Below are 26,409 nucleotides of genomic sequence, written 5' to 3'. Positions count from 1 at the left end.
AATCCTCAACCTACTGAGATACATCATGACCACGAGCAATCTCGACCTGCTTTTGTCCCCTGCACAAATCGGCTCCCTCCCCCTGAAAAACCACATGGTCATGGCGCCTTTGACGCGAAGCCGCGCCGGTGAAGGTGATGCTCCGACGCCCATCGTGGTTGAGTATTACCGGCAACGTGCCGGTGCCGGCCTCATCATCACCGAGGGTTCTCAGGTCTCGGCACAAGGCAAAGGCTATATGAGAACGCCGGGCATCTTCACCTCCGAACAAATCGCGGGCTGGAGACAAGTGACCGACGCTGTTCATGCAGAAGGTGGACGGATATTCCTGCAACTCTGGCATGTCGGACGGCTCTCACATCCATTGGTGCAGATCAACAGCGCCCTGCCAGTAGCACCTTCAGCGATCAAGGCTGATGGCGAGATTTACACTTCTGAGGGACTCAAGTCTTACGAAATCCCAAGGGCTCTGGATCTCGATGAGATTCCTGACGTGATCGCTGATTTTCGCCAAGGTGCTGAAAATGCAAAACGTGCTGGATTCGACGGCGTTGAAATCCATGGTGCAAACGGTTATTTGATCGACCAGTTCCTACGCGATGGCACCAATACTCGAACCGATACCTACGGCGGATCTGTAGAGAATCGCGCTCGATTTCTCAAGGAGGTAGTCGAGTCCGTCATTGAGGTCTTCGGGGCCAGCCGCGTAGGCGTTCGCCTGTCGCCAATCTTCAATTATTTCTCCATGAGCGACAGCGATCCCCAAGCAACTTTCAACTACGCGGCGAAGATGCTCAGTCGCTATGGGTTGGCCTACCTTCACGTGGTGGAACTCGGTGCAGGGCCATTCGATTTCGGAGAACTAAAGCGTCGTTTCGGTGGCACCTACATCGCCAATGGTGGCTATGACGCAGAGCGAGCCGCAACGGCGCTCAGCTTAGGCGATGTTGATCTGGTGTCGTTTGGCACCGGGTTCCTGGCCAACCCGGATTTGGTGGAGCGATTCAAACACGGCGAGTCCTTGAACGAAGCAGACCCAACGACGTTCTACCAAGGTGAGGAACGCGGTTACACGGACTATCCGACCATGGCGCAATCCCGATCGACACTATGAGCAAAATACTGGATTAGACGTCAGTCAGCGTTATGTCTCACGGCGATCGCGAGCCATTCGCTGGCGCTTACGGGGCTGTTTAGTAAAAGCTCCAACTAATCAGCCCTGGACGTTCCGTCCGCTGTGGTGATGGAGAAGTCAAATGCGGCCCGACCACCCGGTAGTGCTCGCCAATATGGTTGATCGGTCGCACGCGATCGCTCTTGGCATAGACTTGGCGAGACTTGTCAGCAACCACAGCATGTTCCACCCGACCCGGCCATTGGTCAGGTGATCCAGCGTGCTTAAGCGCCGGGCATGGGTGAAAGGATGTTCGTAACTGGTGGTGACTGTGACGCCGAGGGCCAGGTTTTCCGGCGCCGCAGCCAATACCGGGATGATCATCAACGGAGCCCTGGCCGGTGCTTCCACCGCCCACTTCATGGCCGAGTCGGCATTACCGCCAAACACATCGTAGAAGCCCAGCACATCACCAAAAAAAACATATCGAGATGAGCCTGGTCGGCGACTCGTGCTAGGTTCGACCAGTAGCCCAGAGAGTTGATGGTCAGTCGTTCATCAGCCGGGTGCGTCCAGAGGTTTGGCGCGCTGCCACACTCAATGCCTACGCTGACACTCCGCCGTTATCATCACCAAGAGTTGAGCCAGGAAAGTCGGTGCCCTTAATCTCACACTTTGTTACCGCATACCCCAGCCAGGTGAAAAAACTGCTTCGGTAACAGCCTTGCAGGCTGCCCCTGCACCAGCGCTCACCCGCCTGCCAAGCCCATCACAGAGCGCTTTAAGCGCTTTCTCAATCGCCCAATCCGTGAATTGGCCGGGTGATTGCATATGCTTGTCTGTACAAGTACCTGCGTGTGCATAAGACATTTTGCCACGCAGTACACGCGCACTTGCGTCACAAGCGCTTTCGATGGTCCTTAGGAATAAAACAATGAAAAAAGCGTTCCTCACCCTTTCTGCATTGGCTTTGTGTGTGGCTGCCGGTTCTGCGCTGGCCAAGGAGTACAAGGAGTTGCGCTTTGGCGTCGACCCCTCTTATGCGCCGTTCGAATCCAAGGCCGCCGATGGCAGCCTGGTGGGCTTCGATATCGATCTGGGTAACGCGATCTGCGCTGAGCTGAAGGTCAAGTGCAAGTGGGTTGAAAGCGACTTCGACGGCATGATTCCCGGCCTCAAGGCCAACAAGTTCGACGGCGTGATCTCTTCCATGACCGCCACGCCAGCGCGTGAGAAAGTTATCGATTTCTCAAACGAGCTGTTCTCTGGCCCGACCGCGCTGGTATTCAAGAAAGGCGCGGCCATCGGCACCGATCCGGCCTCCCTCAAGGGCAAGAAAGTCGGCTACGAGCAAGGCACCATCCAGGAAGCCTATGCCAAGGCCGTGCTGGACAAGGCCGGGGTAGAGACACAGGCCTACGCCAACCAGGACCAGGTGTACGCTGATCTGATCTCCGGACGCCTCGATGCCTCAATCCAGGACATGCTGCAAGCCGAACTGGGCTTCCTGAAATCGCCACCAGGCGCTGACTTCCAAGTCAGCGAGCCGGTCGAAAGCCCCCTGCTGCCAGCCAAAACCGCCGTGGGTCTCACCAAAGGCAACGCCGAGCTCCAGGCCTTGCTGAACAAAGGTATCAAGGCACTGCACGACAATGGCACTTATGCGGCCGTCCAACAGAAGCACTTTGGCGATCTGAATCTCTACAGCGGCAAATAATAACCCTGCGCCCATTTCCGGATGGGCGCTTTTTGGATTGATGTAGGGCTGCCCAATGCTAGAAAACCTGTTGATGATCCTGGGGCTGTCAGGCTTCAGCCTTAAGGGCTTCGGCCCGCTGTTGCTGCAAGGCTCCTGGATGACTGTCAAATTATCCTTTCTGTGCTTGCTGGTGAGCGTTGGCCTCGGACTGATCGGCGCCAGCGCCAAGCTTTCGAAATCAGCACTGCTGCGCGTCCCTGCGCAGGCCTACACCACGCTGATCCGCGGAGTCCCGGACCTGGTGCTGATGCTGCTGATTTTCTACAGCCTGCAAACCTGGCTGACCTCGTTTACCGACTTCATGGAATGGGAATACATCGAAATCAACCCGTTCAGTGCCGGGGTCATTACCTTGGGCTTCATCTATGGGGCGTATTTCACCGAAACCTTCCGCGGCGCCATCCTCGCCGTACCGCGAGGGCAGATGGAAGCGGCTACCGCCTACGGCCTGACCCGCGCTCAGCGCTTTCGCTTGGTGGTGTTCCCGCAAATGATGCGCTTTGCCTTGCCGGGCATCGGTAACAACTGGATGGTGATCCTCAAGGCCACTGCGCTGGTGTCGATCATTGGCTTGGCCGATCTGGTCAAAGTGGCCCAGGACGCCGGTAAGAGCTCCTATCAGCTGTTCTTCTTCCTGATGCTGGCCGCCTTGATCTATCTGGTGATAACCACCGTTTCGAACTACGTCTTGCGCCGGATGGAAATCTTCTACGCCGCAGGCTCCCGGGAGGCTGCGCGATGATCGAACTTCTACAGGAGTACTGGAAACCTTTCCTATTCCAGGACGGCAATCACATCACCGGGCTGGCCATGACTCTCTGGCTGCTTAGCGCATCGATCCTCTTCGGCTTCGTGATGTCGATCCCGCTATCGATTGCCCGGGTATCAACCAATGTCTGGGTTCGCTGGCCAGTGCAGTTCTACACTTACCTGTTCCGTGGCACGCCGCTGTATATCCAGTTGCTGATTTGCTACACCGGCATTTACAGCCTGGCCGCCGTGCGTGCTCAGCCCGTGCTGGATGCGTTCTTTCGCGATGCGATGAACTGCACCATCCTGGCCTTCGCCCTGAACACCTGCGCCTACACCACGGAGATCTTCGCCGGGGCCATTCGCAGCATGAACCACGGTGAAGTCGAAGCGGCCAAGGCCTACGGCCTGACGGGCTGGAAGCTGTACACCTACGTGATCATGCCGTCAGCCCTGCGTCGTTCGCTGCCTTACTACAGCAACGAAGTGATTCTGATGCTGCACTCGACCACCGTGGCCTTCACCGCGACCATACCGGACATCCTCAAGGTCGCTCGCGATGCCAACTCGGCGACCTTCATGACCTTCCAGTCGTTCGGCATCGCCGCGTTGATATACCTGGCAGTCACTTTCTCTCTAGTCGGCCTGTTCCGCCTGGCTGAACGTCGTTGGTTGTCTTTCCTCGGCCCGGCTCACTAATTCAGGATGCTTGTTCATGTACAAACTGACTATTGAAAACCTACACAAAAGTTACGGTAACCATGAAGTCCTCAAGGGCGTTTCGCTGAACGCCAAGACCGGCGATGTGATCAGCCTGATTGGCGCCAGTGGTTCGGGCAAAAGCACCTTTCTGCGTTGCATCAACTTCCTGGAAACGCCCAACGACGGCGCCATGAGCCTGGACAACCAGCCGATTCAAATGGTCCATGATCGCCACGGCATGCGCGTGGCCGAGGCCAATGAACTACAACGCCTCCGTACTCGCCTGGCCATGGTGTTCCAGCACTTCAACCTGTGGAGCCACATGACCGTCCTCGACAACATCACCATGGCCCCGCGCCGGGTGCTGGGCGTCAGCAAGAAGGATGCAGAGGAGCGTGCCCGGCGTTACCTGGACAAGGTGGGCCTGCCGTCGCGAGTGGCCGATCAATACCCGGCGTTCCTCTCGGGTGGCCAGCAACAGCGGGTGGCCATTGCCCGCGCCCTGAGCATGGAACCGGAGATCATGCTGTTCGACGAACCGACTTCGGCCCTTGACCCGGAGCTGGTGGGCGAAGTGCTCAAGGTGATCCAGGGGCTGGCCGAAGAAGGCCGCACCATGATCATGGTGACCCACGAAATGAGCTTTGCGCGCAAAGTGTCGAACCAGGTGTTGTTCCTGCACCAGGGGCGGGTCGAAGAGCAGGGCGCGCCCGAGGACGTATTGGGCAACCCAAAAAGCGAGCGCTTGCAGCAATTCCTCAGCGGCAACCTGAAGTAGCAAGAGCGCCTTTGTGCGACCGATGGGTCGCTCACCGGAACAGCAGCAAATCCAGGAGCTTGAAGCCCGGATCGCCCGCCTTGAACGGGAAAAATCGATATTAAAAAAGGCTACCGCGCTCTTGATGTCGGAAGATCACGAGCGCACACGCTGATTGATCAGTTATGCACCCAAGAGCCGGTTGATGGCTGTGCAAAGTGTTTGAAATCAACCGCTCAAGTTACTACGCCCACCGCCTCAGACGTCGGACTCCTGATGTTGAACGGCTTCGGTTGCGCAGCCGGGTGAGCGAGTTGTTTTCACAAAGTCGCAGTGCTGCCGGCAGCCGTAGCATTCTCTCGTTGATGCGTGGCCATGGTAAGCAACTCGGTCGGTTCAAAGTGCGCAGTTTGATGCGTGAGCTTGACCTCGTGAGCAAACAACCAGGTTCTCATGCCTATAAACGAGCGACGATTGAACGGCTGGATATCCCGAACATCTTGAATCGGGAGTTCGATGTCCCGGCACCCAACCAGGTGTGGTGCGGCGACATTACCTACATTTGGGCCCAGGGGAAATGGCACTATCTGGCGGTCGTGCTGGATCTTTGCGCGCGACGGGTGGTGGGCTGGGCGTTGTCAGAAAAGCCGGACGCCGATCTGGTTATCAAGGAGCTGGATATGGCTTACGAGCAACGAGGAAGGCCTCAGGGCCTGCTGTTTCACTCGGATCAAGGGTCGCAGTATGCGAGTCGTCTATTTCGCCAGCGGCTATGGCGGTATCGAATGCGCCAGAGCATGAGTCGCCGGGGAAATTGCTGGGACAACGCGCCGATGGAGTGCGTGTTCCGCAGCTTGAAAACCGAATGGATACCGACTCTGGGTTACAGAACTGCCCAAGAAGCCCAGCGCGATATCAGCCTTTTCTTGATGCATCGGAACAACTGGATTCGGCCCCATCAATTCAACGGTGGGCTCGCGCTAACTCAGGCAGAGAAAAAACTTAACATCGTGCCCGGGGTTAGTTGAGCACTACAGTCTTGACTTAGCGGAGTCAGCCAGATGACTTTGCCGAATGGTTACGGAGTTGTAAGCGTATGGCAAATACGTCTTGCAGGCAGCCTGCAGTGAGAAAAGTTACTAGGTAACATGCTGCCTACTCAAGCGGCTAATCAAAATAGGGTTCCAATACACTCTCAATCCAAGTCATGAAGGCCCGGACGCGTGGGGAAAGGTTACGCCGATGCGCGACTACGAGCGACGCCGACAGCGGTTCGGGTCGGAGATCAGGCAGAATTTCCACCAGATCGCCGCTTTTGATGTGGTGCGCAAGGGCCAAATAACCAGCCTGAATCAGTCCAATCCCCGCCAGGCCCGCAGCATGATAGGTCTGCACGTTATTCACTTGCATACCCCCTGGCAGTGCAAGCGATGCGTAGCTATCACCCTCCGGATATTCCCATCCGGCGAGTCGGGCGCCGAGTGTCGGCGTGTAGTGAACCATCTGGTGATCTTGGATGAGTAGGTCGTCGAGTGTTTGCGGTATGCCGTACTTTGCCAGATAGCTTGGGCTCGCCGCGTTCATCATGCGCAACTTGCCCAGCGAGCGGGCGATCAGCCTGTCGTCAATGATTGGCCCGAGACGGATTACACAATCGAACCCTTCCTGAACGAGATCGACCCGACGATCTGTGCTGGACAGTTCAAGCTCTAACTCAGGGTTCAAGTTGAGCAGTTGCGGCAGAGCGGGAATCACGACGGTCTTTGCCAACTCAGTCGGCATGTCTACGCGCAATCTCCCCCTCAGAGGTGCGCCGTTGCTCGCGAACATGGACTGCACGTCCTGAGCTTCGGCCAGCAGGTCACGTGCGCGTGCATAGAAAGAACGTCCGTCTTCGGTCAATTGCACGCTTCGTGTCGTTCTGTGCAGGAGGATCGCGCCCATCTCTCGTTCCAGCCCTCGAACCACCGTCGACACCCGTCCTTTCTGGATTCCTAGGCTTTCAGCCGCACGCGTGAAACTCATCATTTCCGCAACGCGGGCAAAAATCAAAAGTGCCTGGAGATTTGGCATTGTTCACCAGATAGATAACAGAGTGTTCAGATCAGCATGGTTTATAGCGCATTTCGTACTCAGTAGAGTAGTTCTCAAGTTGTCCATAACTCCACCACATGTAGGGAACCCTCATGAACTCCGATTCCATCCCTGTCCGAACTGTCATCGTTTATCACTCCGGCTATGGTCACACCACGCGCATGGCGGCGGCAGTCGCTGAAGGCGCAGGAACCGGTGCTGTATTGGTTGCAATCGACCCCGAGGGCAATATTTCCGACGATGCCTGGCAAACCCTCGCTGACGCAGATGCAATCGTCTTCGGCTCGCCGACCTACATGGGCGGCCCTAGCTGGCAGTTCAAGAAATTCGCAGATGCCTCTTCCAAACCCTGGTTCGAAGGCACATGGCAAAACAAGATTTTTGGCGGCTTCACCAACAGTGCGAGCATCAACGGCGACAAGCTCAATACGCTTGAGTATTTCTTCCTGCTTTCTGGGCAGCACGCCGGGATCTGGGTCGGCCTGGATATCAAACCCGCGAACGTCAAGGCATCGAAACGCGATGACCCAAATCGCATGGGCTCCTATATCGCGCCCATGGCGCAAACACCTGCCGATGCGTCTCCTGAAGAGATGTCCCCAGGGGATCTGGAGACGGCACGTCTATATGGCGTACGCGTCGCAGTGATTGCCGGGCAGTTCCGATCAGGGAAATCTCAGTCCGTCTGAAATACATTCGCGGCGACGATATTGGCCCGGTGCTTCGCTCATTTTCATCCATACCAAGACTGCTGGCGTAATGGGCTCTCACCCCAGCGATCAAGGGGCATCGCGCGGTCATATCATGGATTCTGTGCAGCGAAGCCTCGAACGCCTTCAGGTCGATCATATTGACCCTTACCAGATTCACGCGAGCGATCCCGTGACACCTATCGAAGAAACACTGCGGGCGCTGGATGACCTGACGCGCCAAGGTTTAGTCCGCTATGTCGGCGTTTCAAATTGGCACGCGGGCAAGATCGGCAAAGCCCTTGGGCTGAGTGCAGCACTCAATGCCACGCGTTTCGAGACGCTCCAAGCCTATTACTCAATTGCGGGACGTGACGCGGAGCGCGAATTGGTGCCACTCGTTATCGAAGAGGACATGGGACTGCTCGTATGGTCGCCCCTTGCAGGTGGATTACTTTCGGGGAAGTTCGGCCCTGGAGCATCAACCGAGGAGGGGTCGCGATGCTGTAATTTCGACTTTCCACCCGTTAATCTGAATCAGGCATGGCCCTGCGTCGCAGAAATGCGCTCCATCGGCGACGCACGCGGTTTTTCCGTTGCAAGAGTAGCGCTCGCCTGGTTGCTTGCTAAACCCCATGTCACGAGCGTGATCATCGGCGCCAAAAGGGTTGATCAGTTAGAAGATAACCTGGGTGCGGTCAATGTCGTTCTTACTGGCGAGGAGCTTGCGCGCTTGGAGGCCGTGAATGCTTTACCTCCTTACTACCCCGGCTGGATGGTTGATCACCAAGATGCCAGCAGGCGCCCTGTACCTTTCACGCCGTTGGCGTCGAAGCAGAGCCTGTAACCATAACCCAATACCTGTGGCGCAGGCGGCTGTAATGAACGCCCTGCGTTGAATTGAATGTACCCACTGAAAGAGAGACAGACATGCCAAAAGGATACTTGATCGGGCACGTGAGCATTTCGGATGCGACCGCCTACGCCGCCTATGCCAAAGCCGCCGGTGACGCAATGCGACCTTTCAATCCCAAGGTCATAGCTGGGGGACAGTATGAGAACCTGGAGGGTGAAGCCCATGAGCGGCATGTGATATTCGAATTCGACTCGTTCGCCGACGCCAAGTGTTTCTATGAAAGCCCCGAATACCAAGCGGCCATGACCCTGCGCCGGGGTGTTGCGACCGGTACATTTGTCATTCTCGAAGGAGCCACTTAACGTATACCCGAGTCACTTAGCGTAGGCCGGCTGGCACCCACTTATGTGGCAACAACTGATCGATCTCCCTCGCACGCTGTGTCGGCAGGCGTGTGAGAACGTCCTTCAAGTAAGAATACGGATCATGCCCGTTGAGCCGCGCCGACTGGATCAAACTCATGATTGCCGCTGCCCGTTTGCCGCTTCGCAGCGAACCAGCAAAGAGCCAGTTCTTGCGTCCAAGAGCCCATGGCCGGATCTGGTTCTCGGCCCAATTGTTGTCTATGGGTACGGCCCCGTCATCAAGGTAGCGCGAGAGCGCTGCCCAGCGTTTCAGGCTGTAATCGAGTGCTCTGCTGATGGCCGAGCCTTCGGGCACGAGGTCACGCTGGGCGATCATCCAGGCATGCAGCATATTCATCACTGGGACGGCTTTTTCTTGCCGTATTCGGCGCCTTAAATCCGGCTCCAGGTCGCGGACTTCTCTTTCGATTTCGTACAACAACTGGATATAGCGCAGGGCTTGCTCGGCGAGCGTGCTTTTATTCGTAGCGTGCAGTTCGAAGAACTTGCGCCGTGCATGGGCCATGCACCCAATCTCGGTCACGCCGAGTTCAAAGCTGGCCTTGTAGCCGCCAAAATCGTCGCAGACCAGCTTGCCCCTCCAGTCTTGCAGGAAGTTGCGAGCATGCTCACCGGCACGGCTGGGACTGAAGTCATAAACCACCGCTGCCAAGTCCGAGAACTGGCTGGTGGCGTAGGCCCACACATAGGAACGGTGAGTTTTCTTTGTTCCCGGCATGAGCATCTGCACCGGTGTTTCATCTGCGTGGATGACTTGTTGCCCAAGCACTACTTCGCGTAGCGCGTCGACCAGAGGCTGCACCTGCACGCCCGTCACGCCAACCCATTGAGCCAATGTTGAACGTGGAATCGCCAAGCCTGCTCGACCGAAGATCGATTCCTGACGGTAAAGCGGCAGATGGTCAGCAAACTTGGCAATCATGACGTGTGCAAGTAGGCCCGCAGTCGGGATGCCCTTATCAATAACCTGCGCCGGAACCGGTGCCTGGATCAGCGTTTCGCAGTCATCGCAGACCCACTTGCCACGGACATGGCGTTCGACGGTGAACACGCCGGGCGTGTAGTCCAGCTTCTCGCTAACGTCCTCACCGATGCGCTTGAGGGCGCAGCCGCATGGGCAGTGAGTGTTGTCCGGTTCGTGATGGATCAGTGTGCGTAGAAACTCAGCCGGTAATGCAGTGCGCTTGGGTTTCTGCTTTTTCTCGGTCGCCGCTGGCACTGTCTGCAAGGCCTGAAGCTCTGCTTCAATCGCTGCGATATCGGTATCGATCAGGTCATCGAGCAAACTGGCCTGCTCAGGATTCATCTGCTCGCTGCGCTTGGCAAACTTCAAACGCTTGAGCTGGGCGATCTCGTGGGTCAGCTTCTCGATCACCGTCTGATCGCGGTTGATCTTCTTGCCCATCGTCTCAACGGTTTTACCCATCGTCTCTACCGTCTTGCCCAGCGTGTCGACCTGGTGGTCGAGCGTTTCGACACGCTGCATCAACTGCGCCGCCAAGGCGCGCAGTTGTTCAGGGGTCAGGTGATCGAGATTGGGTAGCGAAGTCATGGGGCCGATTTTGCCAGAGCAGGCAATTCGCGACGATAGACCGATAGGCTAATGGCAGCCGTTAAAGCAGTGTGATCGAGCCTCCAGAACCTGCGCGTTGCCATGGCAGACCCAGCACCAATGCCTGAAGTTGCTCGGCATCCAGTTCCATCTCAGAACCATGGCGAATGCCAGGCCAGTGGAACTTGCCTTGGTTCAACCGGCGCGCCGCCAGCCATATTCCGAAGCCGTCATGCACCAGCACTTTCATGCGATTGGCGCGGCGGTTGGCGAACAGATAAGCGCAGTGCGGCTGCGCCGCACCGAACACCGCGATCACCTTGGCTAACGCCGTTTCGGTGCCTGCGCGCATGTCCATCGGTTCGGTGGCGAGCCAGATGGAGTCGATGCGAATCATCGCAAAAGGTCTCGAAGAAAAGTCGCACAGGCGGCAGCACTTTCAGTTGGCCAGTTCACTTTGATGGTGCCGCGCGGGTGCTGTATTTCAACGCAGATATTCGATGATGCTGGATGGGAGTTTGCCCCGGCCAGCGGCATGGCTAACGGAATAAATGCAGGTGGGAGCGCCGGGCTTTTCTGCGCTTGCAGCCGAATCCATTTGTGGACGAGGTTTGCGTTGAGGCTATGGCCGAGCGCGACGCTGGCAATCGAAGCGCCGGGCTGTGCACACTCTTGAATGACCTGGGCCTTGAAGGACTTGGAATAGGAACGGCGTGTTGGCTGCATGAAATACCCGCTTAAAAGGCTAGAACTGGTGCCCACTTAAATTTAAGTGCACACCATGTCTTGGCTTTGCGGGGCTGGGTAGATGACTTGGCCGGACGGTTACACGGAGTTTTCGATTGACGCAAGTTCTTGATTCAATGCTTGCCCTTGAGATTCAACCAAAAATGCAATCAGAAAGGGGGACTCTTACCCAGACGACATTGCAGATGAACATACCCGGGCTCTGCCAGCTTTCTTCGCTTCGTAGAGTTGCTTGTCCGCAGCTTCTATCAAAGCCTCGAATCCTAGTTCGCCAGTGGGTGTCAATGTTGCGACGCCTAGAGAAATAGTCATCACATGATCGACATCAGAAGCAGAATGTTCGATGCCCAGTGCTCGGACACGCTCTTGCATTTTTTCTGCAATGTCGACCGCTCCAGAAAGAACTGTATTGGGCAGAACGCAGGCAAACTCTTCGCCACCATACCGAGCGGTCAGGTCATAGGGGCGTCTAACCGTTTCAGATAATGCCTGGGCAACGGATTTCAGACAGCCATCGCCAGCCAGATGCCCATATCGGTCGTTGTAGCGCTTGAAATAGTCGACATCCACTAAAATGAGCGACAGCGGCTTTTGCTCGCGAAAGCACTGGCGCCAATCCGCCAATATGTCCTCATCGAACTTGCGTCTATTGGCCACTCCAGTAAGGCCATCCATCAACGCCATAGAGCGCAGCAGATCGTTCTGTAGTTTCAGGGTCAGATGTGTTCGCACACGTGCTCTGACAATGGTGGGATTGATCGGTTTGCTGATGAAGTCCACCGCGCCTAGCTCCAGACCTAGCACCTCATCTGACTCCTGCTGCTGTGCGGTGATGAAGATGATGGGGATCCCCTGAGTCGCAGGGTCAGCCTTGAGCCGACGGCACACTTCATGACCATCCACATCATCCATGACCACATCCAGCAGAATCAGGTCGGGTAGTTGGGTCTGGCATACGGTGATCGCCTGTTCACCACTGGTGGCCATGAACACATCACAGTCCTCACGAAATAGCTCATGGAGTACCCGGATATTAGTCGGTTGGTCGTCGACAATAAGAAGCTTGGGACGGTTATGAGGATGCGGTAACCAGGTTTCCATCGATTGTTCCATCAGGCAGATCTCAAAAGGTCACGACCCATCGGCATCGCCGCAGAAAAGTCTAGTGACTGCACCATGACAACCAGTTCGTCGAACTGTGGGCGCAGGGATAGCGGCGTTTTTGACGCCAATGCGTCTGCCAGCTCTATGGCTTGAAGGTTGCCTGTTTCAAGCAACAGCAAAATCTCTTTGAGGGATTCTCGCCATTGCGTGAGCGCCATTAATTCCGAGTCAGCACTGACCTTCCCGTGCCGGCTCTGGCCAAACTCGACATTCAATTGTTCAACACTTGCCTGTAACAACGCGCTCAATTCATCAGCGCACGTCGAGTCGGTCAGAATGCTTGCAGCCGTCGCGGCATCTCCATGCAGCAGCTTATGCTCCAGGCTACCTGCTAACGATGACAGCGACTTGGCACCCATGGTACCAGCGCTGCCTTTTATAGCATGGAGCACGGAAGCCACCCCTGATACGTTTTGTCGCTGGATCTGATCGTGCAACCGGACAAGCTGTTTTTCCAGCTCCGGGCCAAAGTTTCTCAGCACGTTGCGGATCAACTCAAGGTTACCGCCAAAGCGGCCGATGATCGATGCACGAGGCTCGATGACGCCTTCTCCTGTATTGGCTTGCACCGCAGCTAGAGATGCCTGGCTATCCTCGCGGCCCGCTTGAAAGAGCAGCGTTACGACAAGTTGCTCCAGGTCTATGGGTTTGCCGACATGATCATTCATCCCCGCCGCAAGACACGCCTCACGGTCGGTATTGGAGGCATTCGCGGTCATCGCCACAATCGGCAGCGCTGCAAAACGTGGATTCGATCGAATGCGACGGGTCGCCTCCAAGCCATCAATATCCGGCATCTGAATATCCATCAACACGGCATCGAAGGACACATTTTCAGTCATTACCCTGCTCACCCCTTCCAGCCCACCTTCAGCCAGCGTCACCTGAGCGCCTTCCCCTGTCAGTAACTCATCGGCAACCTGCCGATTAAGCATGTTGTCCTCCACCACCAATAGCCGAAGCCCGGCCAGACGCTGCGGCCTGTCAACAGTTGACTTGGACGGGAGTGATTGCGGAAGGCCTTTTCCGTTGAGTGCTCGCTGAACAGCGTCGACTAACTGCTTGGGAGTGACAGGCTTGGTGAGAAACCCCACGAAGGGAGCGTCTCCCATCTCGTTTGCGTCTGCCAGCACTTCACGGCCGTAAGCGGTAATCATAATGACCATTGGTGGAGGTACGCCGTTGCCCTGCTGATGGATCAATTGCGCAGCGCTCAGCCCATCCATATCGGACATCCGCCAGTCCATCAGTACCACGTCGTAGGCTTCGCCTCTCGTCTGGGCGTTTTTCACCCATGCCACTGCTTGCGTGCCACCACTCACGTGGTCGGCCTCCCACCCCAATGCATGAACGGTTCGTAACAGCAATTCACCCGCCATGGCGTTGTCGTCGACGACCAGTATCCGTATGGACACATCAACTGCAGGACAGGCAGATCTCAGCAGCGAAGTCGGCGCTACATCCAAGGTAACATCGAACCAGAAGCGACTGCCGACGCCCTGTTGGCTCTCCACCTGAAGCTCGCCGCCCATCAAACTGACCAACCGCTTGCAGATCACCAAGCCCAGACCTGTGCCGCCAAAGCGGCGGGTGGTTGAAGCTTCGGCCTGAGTGAATCCTTCAAAAATACGCTGAAGTTGCTCCTGGCTGATGCCGATGCCGGTATCAGAAACGGCGATGCGCAAGCTCACAGCGTTTTCCGTGCGCTTCAGTTGCTCGACGCTGACCACGATCTGGCCTTCCATGGTGAACTTGAGGGCATTGCCCGCAAGGTTGATCAGCACTTGTTGTAGCCGAAGGCTATCGCCGATCAGGTCGTTGGGTAGATTGGAGTCCAGGTCGAACATGACCTCGACCTCTTTCTGGCCCTGGTTTCCTGCCAGCACAACGGCGAGGTCACGCATGAGCGGTTCGAGTTCGAACGGGTGCACATCGAGTTGCAACTTGCCGGCCTCAATCTTGGAGTAGTCGAGGATATCGTTGAGCAAACCCAGCAGTGACTTCGCCGCAGTCTGTGCTTTGGTCACATAATCGAGCTGGCGACCATTCAGATCAGTGTTCTGCACCAACTGCAACATACCCAGCACGGCGTTCATCGGCGTGCGTATTTCATGGCTCATGTTCGCCAAGAAGGCAGACTTGGCCGCACTCCCTGCATCGGCCTGCTCCTTGGCGTAAAGCAGGCGAGACTCCAGTTCGCGTTGGGCAGTGATGTCCCGATTGATACCCGTCACACGCAAAGCTGCACCGTTTGGACCGCGTTCGACCTGCGCGCCTGCCTGTATGAAGCGGATCTGACCGTCCGGGCGAACGACGCGGAAAATTGTATCGTACACACCCGTTCCCTCGACTGCGGCATTCAGCTTTGCAGCCGCAGCCACAGCATCCTCAGGGTGAATGCGAGAGTACCAGTGCTTATAGCTCAGACCAGTATTGCGCAACGTCAGTGGCTGACCGTAGAACTCAAACATGCGGTCATTCCACTGCAAGGTATTGTCCGTCAACGTCCAGGACCAGATGCCCAGTTCGGCTACTTCAGCGGCCATCAACAACTGATCATGCACCGCCATCAGTTCGCTACGTTGTTTCTGTGTCGTCTCCAGGCTCGCAGCCAGTTCCTTTTCTGCGGCTTTACGTTCGGTGATGTCTACCGCGATTCCCAGGTAACCACTCAATTTCCCATCGTCATCGCGCATGGAGGTGACCACCAGCGTGACAGGAAACCGCGAGCCGTCCTTACGTATGTAAGTCCATTCCCGGGTTTCTGCGCCTTCAAGCTCAGGTTTATGGGTGAACACACGGAAACCGTCGATTGCCTGAGCGTACTCCTCGCTCAGTTCAGCGCCACGAGCAGAGACTTCCTCTGGTACATGGATCAATGCCGGTGTGTTTTTACCCAGTAGCTCATCGGCGTCATAACCCAACAAATGCTCGGCGCCTTTGTTGAACACACGGATAACGCCATCGAGATCCGTCGCAATGATCGAAACCTCGGTGGCCGAACGCAGCACAGTGCCCAACAACAGATTGAGATGCCGCAACTCGGAAGTTCGTTGCGCAACCTGTTCCTCGAGGTTGGAATTGAGTTCGAGAATTCGGGCCTCTGCTGCTTTTTTCGCCGAGATATCCCTTAACGTCCTGGAGGCTCCAATGACGCGACCACCCTCGCCATAAATGGGTGAGATGCTGGCGGAGACATCGATCAGCCGGCTATCTTTACGACGGCGTTGAGTATCAAAGCTGGTGATACGCTCCCCAGTCTTTATGCGAGCAAGGATATGGGCTTCCTCAGCTACAAGTTCCTCAGGCACAACCAGACTGACCAGTGTCTGGCCCACAGCCTCCTCGGCGGTATAGCCAAAAAGGTGCTCGGCCCCTTTGTTCCAGTTGGTGACGATGCCATCGAGTGTTTTTCCAATAATGCCATCGGCCGAGCTTTCGACAATGGCGGCCAGCCTTGCCTGCTCGGCGAAAATCTGCCGCCGGCGTTGACGGCTGACACTCATGACACCTGCCAGAGTAGCCAGAAGAAGAGTAAGCAAACCACCCATCAACAGGACGACCTTTGGGGAAACCTGATGCAGGCGCTGGATGAACAACGGGCGCGCGCTGAGCTCAACTTGCCATCGCCTCCCGTATACCTCGCGCTCCACCTGGTGGGTCATTAGCGTTTCATGGCTAGTCGAGTCGTCGGTGCTTTCATAAAACAGCTTCTCTTGCCCTGGGACACTGATATCCCTTAATCGCAGATGCACCGTCTCATTTTCTATGCGCAGGCCTCTGAGCACCTCCTCTGTCCGCAACACGACATAGCTCCAGCCAAAAGCTGCTGCCTCTCGTTCAGCAGCGGTCACCGGAGTCACACCGCCGCGAAAGATGGGCATCAAAACCAGGAAAGACTGATGCGGTTTCGATGCGGTCTGTACCAGAGTGATGGGCCCGGTGATCCGTGCCATACCGCTTTGTATCGAGGATAGGGCAGCCTCTCGCCGCGATGTTTCCGACGCTATGTCCAAGCCAATTGCAGGCTGGTTACCCTCAACCGGTTCGACATACTGGACAACGTAACGCTCGCCTGAATGGGGTGAGAATTGACGAATGGAGAAATCGGCTTTGCCATCGGCCCGAGCGTATTTGAGAAACTCGCGTTCATCGCGCTCCGGTACTCGCCTGATAAAGCCCAAAGCACTTGCGCCGGGGAACTCGGCAGCGAGGTCGCGCGTTTGGTGATATTGGTCAAAAACTTCGCGGCTGATGCCATGTTCACCCGCTGTCAGCACCGCGCCACGAGCGCCACGCAATCCGTATTGGTAAAGACCGAGGCGAGTCAAAACCAACTCCGCGGCTTCCTCGGTAGCCGCGGCGATCGCTTCTTGAGCCTGCTGCTCGTTGATGCGTTCGAGGATCCAGGCGCCCAGAATGCTTGCCCCTAACCCCACCACCAGAGTGATCGCGACTCCCCAGCTCAATGCAAAAAACTTATGTTTTCTCACCCGCATTGTCCCATTGCAGAAGGCCTACAAGCCTTCAATATTAAAGTTCTAACCCTGTTGAGGGGATCGTCTGCAACTTATCCGCATGCATAACATTAACCCTGAGCCCCGAGGATAAAAATGAGCATATTTGAGCAAAAGGAACAGGACGGCAATAAAGATAACCTTGCATGATCTGGCAGCCTTGCCCCAGAAGCGCATCCGCCTGCTCCTGGGTTTCTACGCCTTCGGCCACCAACTCAAGGCCGAGCGCCTGACCTAACTTTATGATCGCCTCTATGATCGCCGAATCGCTTTTGTCGGTGAGCATATCTCGTACAAAGCTCTGATCTATTTTCAGAACATCAATTGGGAAACGTTTCAGATAAGCCAGGCTCGAATAACCTGTGCCGAAATCGTCGATCGAAATGCGGACCCCTAACATCTTGAGATGAAAGAGGGTTTCTCGGGCGTTATCAATGTCTCTTGCCAGCACCCCTTCGGTAATCTCCAACTCTAGGAATTCTGCTTCTAGTCCAGATTCGACCAGGATGCCTTTCACCATGTCCAGGAAGGACTCCTCGCGAAATTGCACGACGGAGATATTAACGCTAATGGAAATGTCATGACCCAGTTCACGAAGCACTCTCGCGTCGTTACAGGCCTGGAGCAGAACGTATTTGCCAATCGGAATGATCAGCCCTGTTTCTTCCGCCAGTGGAATGAAATCGGCAGGCGAAACCAAAACACCGTCATGATTGCGCCACCGGATCAGCGCCTCCATCCCAATAATCTGGTTATGCCGGGCATCGACCTTCGCCTGGTAAAAGACCTCAAAAACACCATCTTCCAAAGCAGTGCGCATATGGCGCTCAAGCAGGTGCCTGGCACGCATACTGCTCTCGATATGCGGAGAAAAAAAACAATAGCGATTGCGACCTGAAAGTTTCGCCTGGTACATGGCCGAGTCGGCATGCCGGTAAAGTGACTCCAGATCGTCGCTATCCTCAGGGAACACACTAATGCCGATGCTTGCGGAAAGGTCGTATCGGTTTGCCTGGATTGAAAATGGACTGGAGATCGTTACGAGTACCCTTTCAGCGAAGTCGCCCACTGCGTCGAAACCTATCACCTCTGGCAGGAGGAGGATGAACTCGTCTCCTCCTTGCCTGCTGACGGTATCCACTACGCGCAAGGCTCGCGATAGTCGTAATGCAACCTCTTGCAACACCAAGTCGCCGACAGAGTGGCCCATCGAATCGTTGATCACTTTGAAGTTGTCCAGATCAAGCATTAGCATCGCCACACGGCTATGGTTGCGACGGGCCTTTTGTAAAGCCTGCTCGGTACGATCCTGCAACAGTATTCGGTTGGGTAGTCCAGTTAATGCATCGTGATTGGCGAGCCTCTTGGCCTCATTTCGCAAGGCGATATGAGCCTTGATATGGGCTCTGGCAACTGGAATATTCAGCGGCTTTTGGATGAAATCGACTCCACCGCACTCGAGAGCACGAAGCTCATCGTCTGTCTGCGTATGAGAGCTTACAAAAATGACCGCAGCGTCCAAAAGTTCCGGATCGGATTTCAGCGCCCGGCAGACCTCAAAGCCGCTCATTCCTGGCATTTCTATGTCGAGCAAAACCACATCGGGCCTGCATTGACGAGCAATCTCAAGCGCCTCCTGACCACTTCTGGCGACATAGACCTCGGCTAAATCTCGCACTGCGATGCTCAGAACTCTTAGGTCAGTGACCTGATCATCGACTATCAGGAGGACTGGTTTGAGGCCAAACGTCTTGTCGCGCATTCCATTGCTCCTTGCAAACCCCTTGCATTAATAACAAGCAATCCTAGACCAGCTTTTCTTCGGTGGGATGCCCGACCTGCAAGTCCCGAGTATGTTCAGGCCAGGCCCGCTAACCGTTGAAGTCTTTCAAGGTCTGCTTCGGGTTCGCCATTGTTCATGGCTGCGGCAAGGCGCATGACCACTTGTTCGCGGCGCACCTGCATGGGAGGCAAGGAGTAGATAGCACCTATCAATTCACGTAGTGCCATAGGAAGTCCCCAGCGTGCTTTCAAGCGAACTGCAAAAGGGGCTGCGAAATCACGGACAGCGTGCAGGAGCACTTCTTCGTTCACGGTATTCCCCTGGTTCTCCCATTTCTGTGTTTGGTACAGCACACAGAGTTCGCCCATACGGTGCAACAGGGCTGCACTTTGTAGCGGCGCGGGATCCAAACCGCATTGCTGAGCCAAGAGAACAACCCTTTCAGCTAAACGCTCAGCATCATCTAAATGAGTTTGGACGAACTTCATTAGCATGGCGTTAGGTTGAGTATTGGTCTGTCGTAAGGCCTGGCTAATCGCCAAATTCACACTGGCAAGCCCTCCTAACCGTGTAAGAGCACCGTTCAAATTCGTGCATGGTTGGCCGTGTCCAAGATAAGCAGCACTGTTGGCTGCTGCGATCAGATGCGCGCACAGCGCCGGGTCATGCTGCCAATCATTGGCGAGTTCCCGAAAATCCAGCAGCTCGCCCCCATATCCAAGCTGAAGTTTTTCCTTTACCGACGCGAGTAAAGGCAAGTCCAACTCACCCGCAGACAAACCACTGAGATAGCTGATCAGGTCTTCAGAAATGATAGTGGCAGTTCGGGTGGGCTCATCAGGAGGAAGGAGCGCTTCCAGGCATTGCACAACGCGCGAAATCTGAAATGGCTTGGTGAAAAATGCGCTGATCCCCAGCAACCTTACCGCCAGCACACTGTCTCGATCAGCTCGCCCGGTGATCATGATTAGCGGGGTGTCTTGATCCTTTTCGCGAATTCTCTGCAACAGGCTGACACCGGGAGCATCCGGTAGATTCCAGTCGGCCATCACTAGCTGATAGGTACTCTGCTGCCAAGCGTCTAAAGCACTAGCAACGTCGCCAAAGCAATCTATTTGGGCAAGTGGGCGAATGCTCAAAACGAGCTGTTTTAAAAGATCTGATATCCAGGGGTCATCATCCAGAATCATCACTCGCATTCGGTAATCCTCACCGGATTGATAATCAACGTCGCAACGCCTTAGCGGCTTACTATTAGTCAACAGCAAAAATAGACGTCATTGAGATCAGAGCGTGAGGTTGTAACTGATCAACTTTGAGTCAGTCACGGCAATTACCCTTTGGCTGGTGGCTTGATTGGATCCTTGAAGGATCGAATCTATTCCTCACCAGTGAACTATACAAGCTGTCTACACGGCAAACAGCTCGCGGGTAATTAGGTAGACGGGGGGGTAAATGCATGAGCACGATAGCGCAATTGCTTGAGTGGTTCGGTCCTGCTGCCCCCCCAGAAATGCGCTACCCCCTCAGATTCACTGATCCAGCGGGCTTGGCTATCGGCCCGAGCGACAGTCGCCCCATGCCGAATGGCTGCTACGGATCGGCGGGTCGTCTTTTGTTGATTCCTGTTCGCGGCACGGTCAGTCTTTTAATAACGCACTGTTATTGCCCCGTAGTGTGGCGACATACAAGGTGAAAGGCAGGCTGCCGAGAATCATGACGACCACGGAGACCCAATGAATAGCCGGTCGAGGCCAGTGCGCCAGGGATGCGTCCGAGGTTGAAAAGCCGCCGGTTGAAATAAATGACATCGCATGATTGATCGCTTCGAAAGGCGTCATTCCGGCTATCCATAGCGCCAGAGTGGACACCCCGGTCAGCCCGAGGTAGAGCACCAGAATATATTTGGCCGCGATGTGCGAGCGTGGTGTCACTTTCTCTGACCAGTCTGAAGATTCTGTCTGAAACAAACGCATGCCGCCGACTCGCAACAAAGGCAAAATCGCCACAGCCATGCCGATAAAACCAATTCCCCCGAGCCAGTGCAGCATCGAGCGCCAAATCAATAATCCTGGAGACGCGGTATCCAGCCCCGTCAAAATTGTCGAGCCCGTAGTGGTGATACCGGACATCGTTTCAAAAAACGCATCGGTGTAGCTGATGTGATGGATGAGCACCATCGGCAAAGCCGCAAAGGCGCAGACGACAACCCAACTGGCCGTGGTCAACAGGTACATATCTCGTGGACGAAGTTGGGCAACCTCTGGACGCCCGCGAATATCAGCACCAGCCCACAGACGAAGGTGATCAGGCTCGACCAGAGAAACGCCGACAGATCATCACTGCGGTCATAAGCCACCAGTGTAAACATGGGAATCACCTTGCTCACAGCCAACGTGATCAAAAAAACACCCAGGATAAATCCAATAAGCCGCAGTACTGCAATAGACATAAAAAACGCCTGGTTGATAAGCGCCGCACAGTATCAATTGACTCAACATGGCTGCCCGTAAAATTCACCGGTGGAACTGAGTTCGTCTGATCGTCATTAGCCATCTGCGCGAACGCTGAACCGCGACAAGCGCAAAAAACGCATCGAGGTCGCTGATGCGGCCGTTGATCGAGTCGCTGCAGAGCGTCGAGTCGAACGTCTGAAGGTAATCCAGACCACCGCACTGTCCTGGATCAGCAGCTCCATTGAGCGTAAAGATGCGCTGTACCAGGATTGCTACAAAGAAAACCACCTGCTGACCGATACCGTCCGGGCCCAAATTGCCAGTGGCCGCGTTCAACCCGCCGATGCGGTGACGCCCAAACAGGAAGCGGCTCAACTGTCCGAGCAGAAAGACGATCTGATTCGCCAGCGAGCACATGTGGATCAAGCGGTAGCGATACAGCAAGCACCGCCCTGGCAGTGCCGCCAAATAACCCACTCCATCTAGGTAAATAATCGATATAGGCTATTTTTCAGTTCACTCGATTGCGCCCGTTGCGCTTAGCTTGGTAAAGCGCATCATCGGCGCGAGTCAGGAGGCTCTCCAGGTTGTCACCCGTTTTGGCGAGAGCGACACCAAAGGACGCAGTGATAGTGTCGAGCACCTTGTCGGTGCTACGTGTCTTGATCCGCAACGACTGGATTTTCAGACGCAGCTGCTCGGCGAAAGCATGGGCGCTGGTGAGATCGGTGCACTCCTGCAGGATCACGCAGAACTCTTCGCCGCCATAACGCGCCGCCATGGCTTTGGGTGGCAGTGAGTTGCGTAGCACCTGACCGACATGTTGGAGTACACGGTCGCCTAGCGGGTGCCCGTACTGGTCATTGAATTGCTTGAAGTGATCAATATCCAGCATGACCAGAGCCACACCCAAGGGGGCGTTGCTCAGCGCTTGCTCCAGCAAGCGAGTGAAGGTGTCCCGGTTGAGTACCTGAGTCAGACCGTCCAGCGTCGCGGCCAGCTGGGTGCGTTCCAGCTTGTCTCGCAGGCTTTTAATCTCATGTTGAGCCGCGTGCAGCTGGGAGAGGAAAAGCTCTTGCTGATCCTGCATGATCTGGGTGCTCTGTTGCAGCTCGCTAAGTATGCTGGGCAACCCTTTGCTGACCGGCTCCTCAAGCATTTCCAGGCAGTGCCCAAGGCTGGCCTGAAAGTTGAGACTACCCTTCACGCTACACGAGACGTCGCGCTCCATGTCGTCAACCAGATTGATCGCTTGTTGCTGCCCGGCGCGGGCGTCCTCCAATTCACTGCGAATGATGTAGTCGCGAAAAAGCTTCGCAGCGGACTCCAGGGGAAAACTGTCGAAGTCTTTGACAACCCTGTCCAGGTGGCGATTGAGCTCTGGTTCCAGGCCTTTGCTGTAGGTGTACCAGAGGGCATAGTGCACCGGGTTGGGCGGGATATTGTGACGCACCATCAGAGGTATAGCTTGCTTCAGCAGGGCCGCCGCCTCGCGGGTGTCTTCTGGATATAGCGCCAGGGCAGTTGCCCGCTTCTCTGATTGGCTCATAACGTCACTGTCGTTGTTTATTTTTGGCGAATATACAGCAAGAGGCGCTTAACCATGCATCTGACAAACGACCATCCTAACGAGAGCGGCCCTGCCGCATTTACCTGATGTAGACCTGGTTTGTAGTGTTCTAAAGAAACCGGACAACCATCAAGCTACAGATATCACCCACGCCAGATTGGGCCTTTGAAGACAGCGCTTCAAATCGCTCTTCCTCCGCCACGGCTTCAGCTCGGCGAGAGCCGCGAATTCGACAAGTACAATATTCGTACGAACGCTCATGCAGTTACTCCAATCTGTCGCGGCAGGCTATTGTTCCTCCTGTGAGTTACCCTCAATTATCGTCCACGCGACCTATCGAGAGACACGCGCATCGATCGCCTAATCACCAGCACTCTATAGGCAGCCCGCGAATGATGACGTCCTTGGTCTCATCGATCATTGAGTTCCTGACGGCCCATCCGCATGTCGCTTATCTGTCTGTGTTTCTCCTGGCACTTTCCGAGTCAATCCCGATCATCGGTGCCGTCGTTCCAGGCACTGCCGTGATCCTCGCGCTCAGTGCCTTGGTGCCGAGTGGCGTGTTATTGCTCTGGCCGTTGCTGGTCGCCGCCACGTTAGGTGCCATCGCAGGTGATGGTCTTTCGTTCTGGCTCGGACACCGATACCACCGCGAGATTCTTGGTTTCTGGCCATTGAACCGCCACCCTGAACTGATTCAGAGCAGCGAGGCCTTTTTCGAGCGTCACGGCGCCAAGAGCGTGTTTCTCGCGCGCTTCGTACCGGGCGTCCGCGCCTTCATTCCGCTCCTCGCCGGCATGATGGGAATGGCGGTCAGTCGGTTCTATGCCGTCAATGTTGTCTCGGCGCTCGCTTGGGCTCCATCGCATATCCTGCCCGGTGTGCTCGTAGGCGCGACGTTCAGCATTCTCGGTGCGACCGCAAAGCCGCTCGCGATACTGCTGGTCGTTCTAGTCGCGGCGGGCTGGGCGGTCCTGCATATCGTGCGCTGGACGCTGCGTCGCGGCATACCCTACCTCATCGTCGGAATACAGCGATTGCGGAGTTGGGCCGGCACCCACGACACCTGGCTGAGCCGCAGTCTCACCCATTTGCTCGATCCTTCACGGCCCGAAGCGCGGGCTCTCGCACTGCCGACTGTGCTTCTCGTCGGTGCAGCCTGGCTCTTCTTTGGCATCCTTGAAGATGTCGTCACCGGTGACCCATTGCTGCTCGCAGACAGCGCGATATACCACACGCTTCAGGATCTTCGCACGGCACCCGGCGATGCGGCGATGATCGCTATCACAGAACTTGGCGACACCACGGTCGTGATGACAGTCATGATTGTTGTCGTGCTGTGGCTCATGTGGAAACGCGCCTGGCGTACAGCAGCCTATTGGCTGGTTGCAATCGCCGGCGCTTCGGCGCTCAACACGGTCATCAAAGTGGCGTTGCATCGAGCTCGACCCGGTGAGCTTCTCTACTCCGGGTGGAGCGCGTTTTCCTTCCCCAGCGGCCATAGCACAGTCAATGTCGTGCTCTACGGCTTCCTCGCCTTCCTCATCGCGCGTGAGATCCGCCCGGCATGGCGCCTCGCAGTCGCTCTTGGCGCAGCAACCCTGATATTTCTGATTGCATTCTCGCGCCTCTACCTCGGTGCGCATTGGCTTTCCGACGTGCTCGGGGGGCTGGCATTCGGATCCGCGTGGCTGGCGCTGCTTGGACTGTCCTACCTGGGGCGCCAAGCCGGACGCATTGAGCCAATGGGCCTGCTCGCCGCCGGATGTTCAGCACTGATTCTCGCCGGAGGACTCAATATCTATCGTAGCCATGCGACCGACACCGAGCGCTATGCTGTCATCGTACAAACCCCAACCATGGCCGCCACCGATTGGTGGACATCGGGTTGGCAGCAACTGCCGGCGCGGCGTATCGATCTGACGGGCGAGACGAATGAGCTGCTGACGTTCCAGTGGGCCGGTGGCCTGCAGGAGCTACAAGATGTCCTGCAGCACAACGAGTGGCGCGCCTCGGCGGCCTGGACATCGTTGAATGCCCTGAATTGGCTTACCGCCCAAGCCGACCCTGCCGGTCTTCCGGTCATTCCTCTTTTCGCCAGTGGTCGCCTTCCCAGTCTGACCCTCGTTCGACCGCGTGGCGCTGGCGCAACTGCCGATTCACGCCTCGTGCTTCGATTGTGGGTCGTCGATTTCGAGCTCACAAACGGGCGAACTGCACCGCTGTGGATTGGCTCGGTTGTCGAGGAGCGTTTCTCTCATCCCCTGTCTCTCGTCACGTTGACGTCAACACAGCCCGATGTGAATGCACCGCGAAGCACGCTGGCTGCCGCTCTTGACGGTGGGCGGCTCCGCTCTCGGCCCGAAGAAATGGCAGATGCGGATTGGGACGGGCAAGTCCTGTTAGTTCGCCACGGTAAGACACAGAAAACAATGTCCGACTGATCGCGGCGAAGGTTTGACGTTCAGGATCTATCGCCGAGAGCGCAGCCGCCCACCGCTGCGCGACTATGTCTACGCTGTAGCACACTCCTTGAAGCGTAGGCCCACTCTACATCTCAACCTGAGTGCCGAGTTCTATCACCCGATTCAGCGGTAGATTGAAGTACTTCAGGTTGCTGTTGGCGTTCCTTAGCAGAAAGGCAAACAGCCCTTCGCGCCAGCGCGCCATGCCGATTCGCTTGGTCGGGATCACCGTCTCGCGGCTAAGGAAATAGGTGGTACGCATCGGGCTGAAATCCAGCTCGCTCAGCGGACAAAGTTTGAGCGCGGCTGGCACATCCGGCTCCTCGATAAAACCGAAGTGCAGAGTCACCCGGTAGAAGCCCTCGCCGTACGCCTCCACCTCGAAACGTCGCTCCTCAGGCACCCGCGGGCTATCCTCAGCCACCACGGTGAGCAATACCACTTGCTCGTGCAATACCTGGTTGTGCAGCAGGTTGTGCAATACCGCATGAGGAACAGCGTTAGCACGAGCGATAAGAAACACCGCCGTGCCTTGTACCCGATGTGGCGGCTGTACGCGGACGCTGTCGATAAACAGCGGCAGCGGCAAGGCACTCTCGTCCAGTCGCTCGACCTTAATCTTGCGGCCACGCTTCCAGGTGGTCATCAGAATAAACAGGACGATACCCGCGATCACCGGAAAGGCACCGCCCTGCAAATTCTTCGGCACATTGGCGGCGAAATACAGGCTGTCCACCAGCAAAAAGCCGAGCAGTATCGGAATCGTCAACCAGCACCAAGAGATAGACGCCAAGCAGAGTCCAGGCCTGGATCGTCATGAGAAATCCTCCGGAAACAGCAGCGCAGTGATGAGGTAGATCAGCAACCCGATCGCCAGCAAACGTATCCGATCCATGAACACCACATTCAAAGCCAACTGTTGATCCGCAATGCTGTGCTCCCGATTCTTTTCAGGAGCCAGCCGCTCATGATGCGACCCGACGCCAAAGTCGAAAAGGTGTATCCGCTC

At 56.0% G+C, this 26,409-nt stretch carries 19 protein-coding genes and 5 pseudogenes; 11 read left to right on the top strand and 13 right to left on the bottom strand.

Annotation, left to right across the window (positions count from 1 at the left end; genetic code table 11):
• Nucleotides 1–25 precede the first annotated feature (25 nt).
• Nucleotides 26–1,114 (top strand): alkene reductase, encoded by a 1,089-nt coding sequence (locus FQ187_RS26320; protein ID WP_149631707.1) that lies wholly within the window; start codon nucleotides 26–28, stop codon nucleotides 1,112–1,114.
• 88 nt (nucleotides 1,115–1,202) lie between these two features.
• On the opposite strand, the pseudogene FQ187_RS26315 reads toward FQ187_RS26320, so the two are convergent.
• Nucleotides 1,203–1,716 (bottom strand): annotated as a pseudogene (locus FQ187_RS26315) (LLM class flavin-dependent oxidoreductase); the annotation flags it as partial.
• A gap of 332 nt (nucleotides 1,717–2,048) precedes the next feature.
• Between FQ187_RS26315 and FQ187_RS26310 the strand changes: the two are divergent.
• The 5 genes and pseudogenes from FQ187_RS26310 to FQ187_RS26290 all read left to right on the top strand — a co-directional run.
• Nucleotides 2,049–2,831 (top strand): transporter substrate-binding domain-containing protein, encoded by a 783-nt coding sequence (locus tag FQ187_RS26310; protein WP_149631706.1) that lies wholly within the window; start codon nucleotides 2,049–2,051, stop codon nucleotides 2,829–2,831.
• A gap of 55 nt (nucleotides 2,832–2,886) precedes the next feature.
• Entirely contained in the window at nucleotides 2,887–3,615 is a 729-nt protein-coding gene (locus FQ187_RS26305; protein ID WP_149631705.1) for an ABC transporter permease, read from the top strand.
• The gene (locus FQ187_RS26300; RefSeq protein ID WP_149631704.1) at nucleotides 3,612–4,322 is read left to right on the top strand and encodes an ABC transporter permease; all 711 of its coding nucleotides are present in this window, start codon (nucleotides 3,612–3,614) and stop codon (nucleotides 4,320–4,322) included. The genes FQ187_RS26305 and FQ187_RS26300 overlap by 4 nt, the downstream gene beginning before the upstream one ends.
• Nucleotides 4,323–4,338: 16 nt before the next feature.
• Complete coding sequence (locus FQ187_RS26295; protein ID WP_149631703.1) at nucleotides 4,339–5,103, top strand: ABC transporter ATP-binding protein; 765 nt, start codon at nucleotides 4,339–4,341, stop codon at nucleotides 5,101–5,103.
• A gap of 31 nt (nucleotides 5,104–5,134) precedes the next feature.
• A pseudogene (locus tag FQ187_RS26290) lies at nucleotides 5,135–6,110 on the top strand (IS3 family transposase); the annotation flags it as partial.
• A gap of 139 nt (nucleotides 6,111–6,249) precedes the next feature.
• Here the strand turns inward: FQ187_RS26290 and FQ187_RS26285 are convergent.
• Nucleotides 6,250–7,155, bottom strand: coding sequence for a LysR family transcriptional regulator (locus FQ187_RS26285; protein WP_149631702.1), 906 nt, complete (start codon nucleotides 7,153–7,155; stop codon nucleotides 6,250–6,252).
• Nucleotides 7,156–7,268: 113 nt separating this feature from the next.
• Here FQ187_RS26285 and FQ187_RS26280 point away from each other — a divergent pair, with 113 nt between their 5' ends.
• The 3 genes from FQ187_RS26280 (at nucleotide 7,269) to FQ187_RS26270 (ending at nucleotide 9,083) form a co-directional block, all read left to right on the top strand.
• Nucleotides 7,269–7,865 carry a flavodoxin family protein gene (locus FQ187_RS26280; RefSeq protein WP_149631701.1) on the top strand — a complete coding sequence of 199 codons (597 nt, stop codon included), beginning with the start codon at nucleotides 7,269–7,271 and terminating at the stop codon, nucleotides 7,863–7,865.
• Nucleotides 7,825–8,712, top strand: a complete 888-nt coding sequence (locus FQ187_RS26275; RefSeq protein WP_256667451.1) for an aldo/keto reductase — start codon at nucleotides 7,825–7,827, stop codon at nucleotides 8,710–8,712. The genes FQ187_RS26280 and FQ187_RS26275 overlap by 41 nt, the downstream gene beginning before the upstream one ends.
• Before the next feature lie 83 nt (nucleotides 8,713–8,795).
• Nucleotides 8,796–9,083 (top strand): DUF1330 domain-containing protein, encoded by a 288-nt coding sequence (locus FQ187_RS26270; protein WP_149631700.1) that lies wholly within the window; start codon nucleotides 8,796–8,798, stop codon nucleotides 9,081–9,083.
• Between the two features lie 16 nt (nucleotides 9,084–9,099).
• Here the strand turns inward: FQ187_RS26270 and FQ187_RS26265 are convergent, their stop codons facing one another.
• From FQ187_RS26265 to FQ187_RS26225, 8 genes and pseudogenes are all read right to left on the bottom strand, one after another.
• Nucleotides 9,100–10,698, bottom strand: a complete 1,599-nt coding sequence (locus tag FQ187_RS26265) for an IS66 family transposase (protein WP_149631699.1) — start codon at nucleotides 10,696–10,698, stop codon at nucleotides 9,100–9,102.
• A gap of 61 nt (nucleotides 10,699–10,759) precedes the next feature.
• The gene (tnpB, locus tag FQ187_RS30585; protein WP_145133806.1) at nucleotides 10,760–11,095 is read right to left on the bottom strand and encodes an IS66 family insertion sequence element accessory protein TnpB; all 336 of its coding nucleotides are present in this window, start codon (nucleotides 11,093–11,095) and stop codon (nucleotides 10,760–10,762) included.
• Nucleotides 11,092–11,424, bottom strand: a complete 333-nt coding sequence (locus FQ187_RS26255; protein ID WP_256597419.1) for a transposase — start codon at nucleotides 11,422–11,424, stop codon at nucleotides 11,092–11,094. The genes tnpB and FQ187_RS26255 overlap by 4 nt, the downstream gene beginning before the upstream one ends.
• Nucleotides 11,425–11,610: 186 nt before the next feature.
• Nucleotides 11,611–12,546, bottom strand: a complete 936-nt coding sequence (locus FQ187_RS26245; protein WP_256667450.1) for a diguanylate cyclase — start codon at nucleotides 12,544–12,546, stop codon at nucleotides 11,611–11,613.
• Nucleotides 12,547–12,557: 11 nt separating this feature from the next.
• The gene (locus FQ187_RS26240) at nucleotides 12,558–17,108 is read right to left on the bottom strand and encodes a PAS domain S-box protein (RefSeq protein WP_149631697.1); all 4,551 of its coding nucleotides are present in this window, start codon (nucleotides 17,106–17,108) and stop codon (nucleotides 12,558–12,560) included.
• Between the two features lie 34 nt (nucleotides 17,109–17,142).
• Nucleotides 17,143–18,888 (bottom strand): bifunctional diguanylate cyclase/phosphodiesterase, encoded by a 1,746-nt coding sequence (locus tag FQ187_RS26235; protein ID WP_149631696.1) that lies wholly within the window; start codon nucleotides 18,886–18,888, stop codon nucleotides 17,143–17,145.
• A 95-nt stretch (nucleotides 18,889–18,983) separates the two neighbouring features.
• Entirely contained in the window at nucleotides 18,984–20,108 is a 1,125-nt protein-coding gene (locus FQ187_RS26230; RefSeq protein ID WP_149631695.1) for an HDOD domain-containing protein, read from the bottom strand.
• A gap of 444 nt (nucleotides 20,109–20,552) precedes the next feature.
• A pseudogene (locus FQ187_RS26225) lies at nucleotides 20,553–21,361 on the bottom strand (TrkH family potassium uptake protein); the annotation flags it as partial.
• A 118-nt stretch (nucleotides 21,362–21,479) separates the two neighbouring features.
• On the opposite strand from FQ187_RS26225, the pseudogene FQ187_RS30580 reads away from it, so the two are divergent.
• A pseudogene (locus FQ187_RS30580) lies at nucleotides 21,480–21,797 on the top strand (hypothetical protein); the annotation flags it as partial.
• A 79-nt stretch (nucleotides 21,798–21,876) separates the two neighbouring features.
• On the opposite strand, the gene FQ187_RS26215 reads toward FQ187_RS30580, so the two are convergent.
• Entirely contained in the window at nucleotides 21,877–22,914 is a 1,038-nt protein-coding gene (locus FQ187_RS26215) for a GGDEF domain-containing protein (RefSeq protein WP_149631694.1), read from the bottom strand.
• Nucleotides 22,915–23,327: 413 nt separating this feature from the next.
• On the opposite strand from FQ187_RS26215, the gene FQ187_RS26210 reads away from it, so the two are divergent.
• Complete coding sequence (locus FQ187_RS26210) at nucleotides 23,328–25,379, top strand: bifunctional DedA family/phosphatase PAP2 family protein (RefSeq protein ID WP_256667449.1); 2,052 nt, start codon at nucleotides 23,328–23,330, stop codon at nucleotides 25,377–25,379.
• A 106-nt stretch (nucleotides 25,380–25,485) separates the two neighbouring features.
• Here FQ187_RS26210 and FQ187_RS26205 read toward each other — a convergent pair.
• Nucleotides 25,486–26,163, bottom strand: a pseudogene (locus tag FQ187_RS26205) (KUP/HAK/KT family potassium transporter); the annotation flags it as partial.
• A 51-nt stretch (nucleotides 26,164–26,214) separates the two neighbouring features.
• The coding region (gene kdpF / locus FQ187_RS30155; RefSeq protein WP_218580715.1) for a K(+)-transporting ATPase subunit F at nucleotides 26,215–26,409 on the bottom strand (195 nt) is incomplete at its 5' end.

This window comes from Pseudomonas sp. ANT_J28, from assembly GCF_008370005.1.
Classification (GTDB): domain Bacteria; phylum Pseudomonadota; class Gammaproteobacteria; order Pseudomonadales; family Pseudomonadaceae; genus Aquipseudomonas; species Aquipseudomonas frigoris.
Note: the sequence above shows the minus strand (reverse complement) of the source record. Positions and strands in the feature narration are given on the sequence as shown.

Coding starts and splice junctions, on each gene's coding strand:
- FQ187_RS26285 (WP_149631702.1), bottom strand. CDS start 7,155: ATGCCAAATCTCCAGGCACTTTTGATTTTTGCCCGCGTTGCGGAAATG.
- FQ187_RS26300 (WP_149631704.1), top strand. CDS start 3,612: ATGATCGAACTTCTACAGGAGTACTGGAAACCTTTCCTATTCCAGGAC.
- FQ187_RS26320 (WP_149631707.1), top strand. CDS start 26: ATGACCACGAGCAATCTCGACCTGCTTTTGTCCCCTGCACAAATCGGC.
- FQ187_RS26295 (WP_149631703.1), top strand. CDS start 4,339: ATGTACAAACTGACTATTGAAAACCTACACAAAAGTTACGGTAACCAT.
- FQ187_RS26255 (WP_256597419.1), bottom strand. CDS start 11,424: ATGCAGCCAACACGCCGTTCCTATTCCAAGTCCTTCAAGGCCCAGGTC.
- FQ187_RS26280 (WP_149631701.1), top strand. CDS start 7,269: ATGAACTCCGATTCCATCCCTGTCCGAACTGTCATCGTTTATCACTCC.
- FQ187_RS26210 (WP_256667449.1), top strand. CDS start 23,328: ATGATGACGTCCTTGGTCTCATCGATCATTGAGTTCCTGACGGCCCAT.
- FQ187_RS26305 (WP_149631705.1), top strand. CDS start 2,887: ATGCTAGAAAACCTGTTGATGATCCTGGGGCTGTCAGGCTTCAGCCTT.
- FQ187_RS26230 (WP_149631695.1), bottom strand. CDS start 20,108: ATGCGAGTGATGATTCTGGATGATGACCCCTGGATATCAGATCTTTTA.
- tnpB (WP_145133806.1), bottom strand. CDS start 11,095: ATGATTCGCATCGACTCCATCTGGCTCGCCACCGAACCGATGGACATG.
- FQ187_RS26265 (WP_149631699.1), bottom strand. CDS start 10,698: ATGACTTCGCTACCCAATCTCGATCACCTGACCCCTGAACAACTGCGC.
- FQ187_RS26245 (WP_256667450.1), bottom strand. CDS start 12,546: ATGGAAACCTGGTTACCGCATCCTCATAACCGTCCCAAGCTTCTTATT.
- FQ187_RS26310 (WP_149631706.1), top strand. CDS start 2,049: ATGAAAAAAGCGTTCCTCACCCTTTCTGCATTGGCTTTGTGTGTGGCT.
- FQ187_RS26240 (WP_149631697.1), bottom strand. CDS start 17,108: ATGCGGGTGAGAAAACATAAGTTTTTTGCATTGAGCTGGGGAGTCGCG.
- FQ187_RS26235 (WP_149631696.1), bottom strand. CDS start 18,888: ATGCGCGACAAGACGTTTGGCCTCAAACCAGTCCTCCTGATAGTCGAT.
- FQ187_RS26270 (WP_149631700.1), top strand. CDS start 8,796: ATGCCAAAAGGATACTTGATCGGGCACGTGAGCATTTCGGATGCGACC.
- FQ187_RS26215 (WP_149631694.1), bottom strand. CDS start 22,914: ATGAGCCAATCAGAGAAGCGGGCAACTGCCCTGGCGCTATATCCAGAA.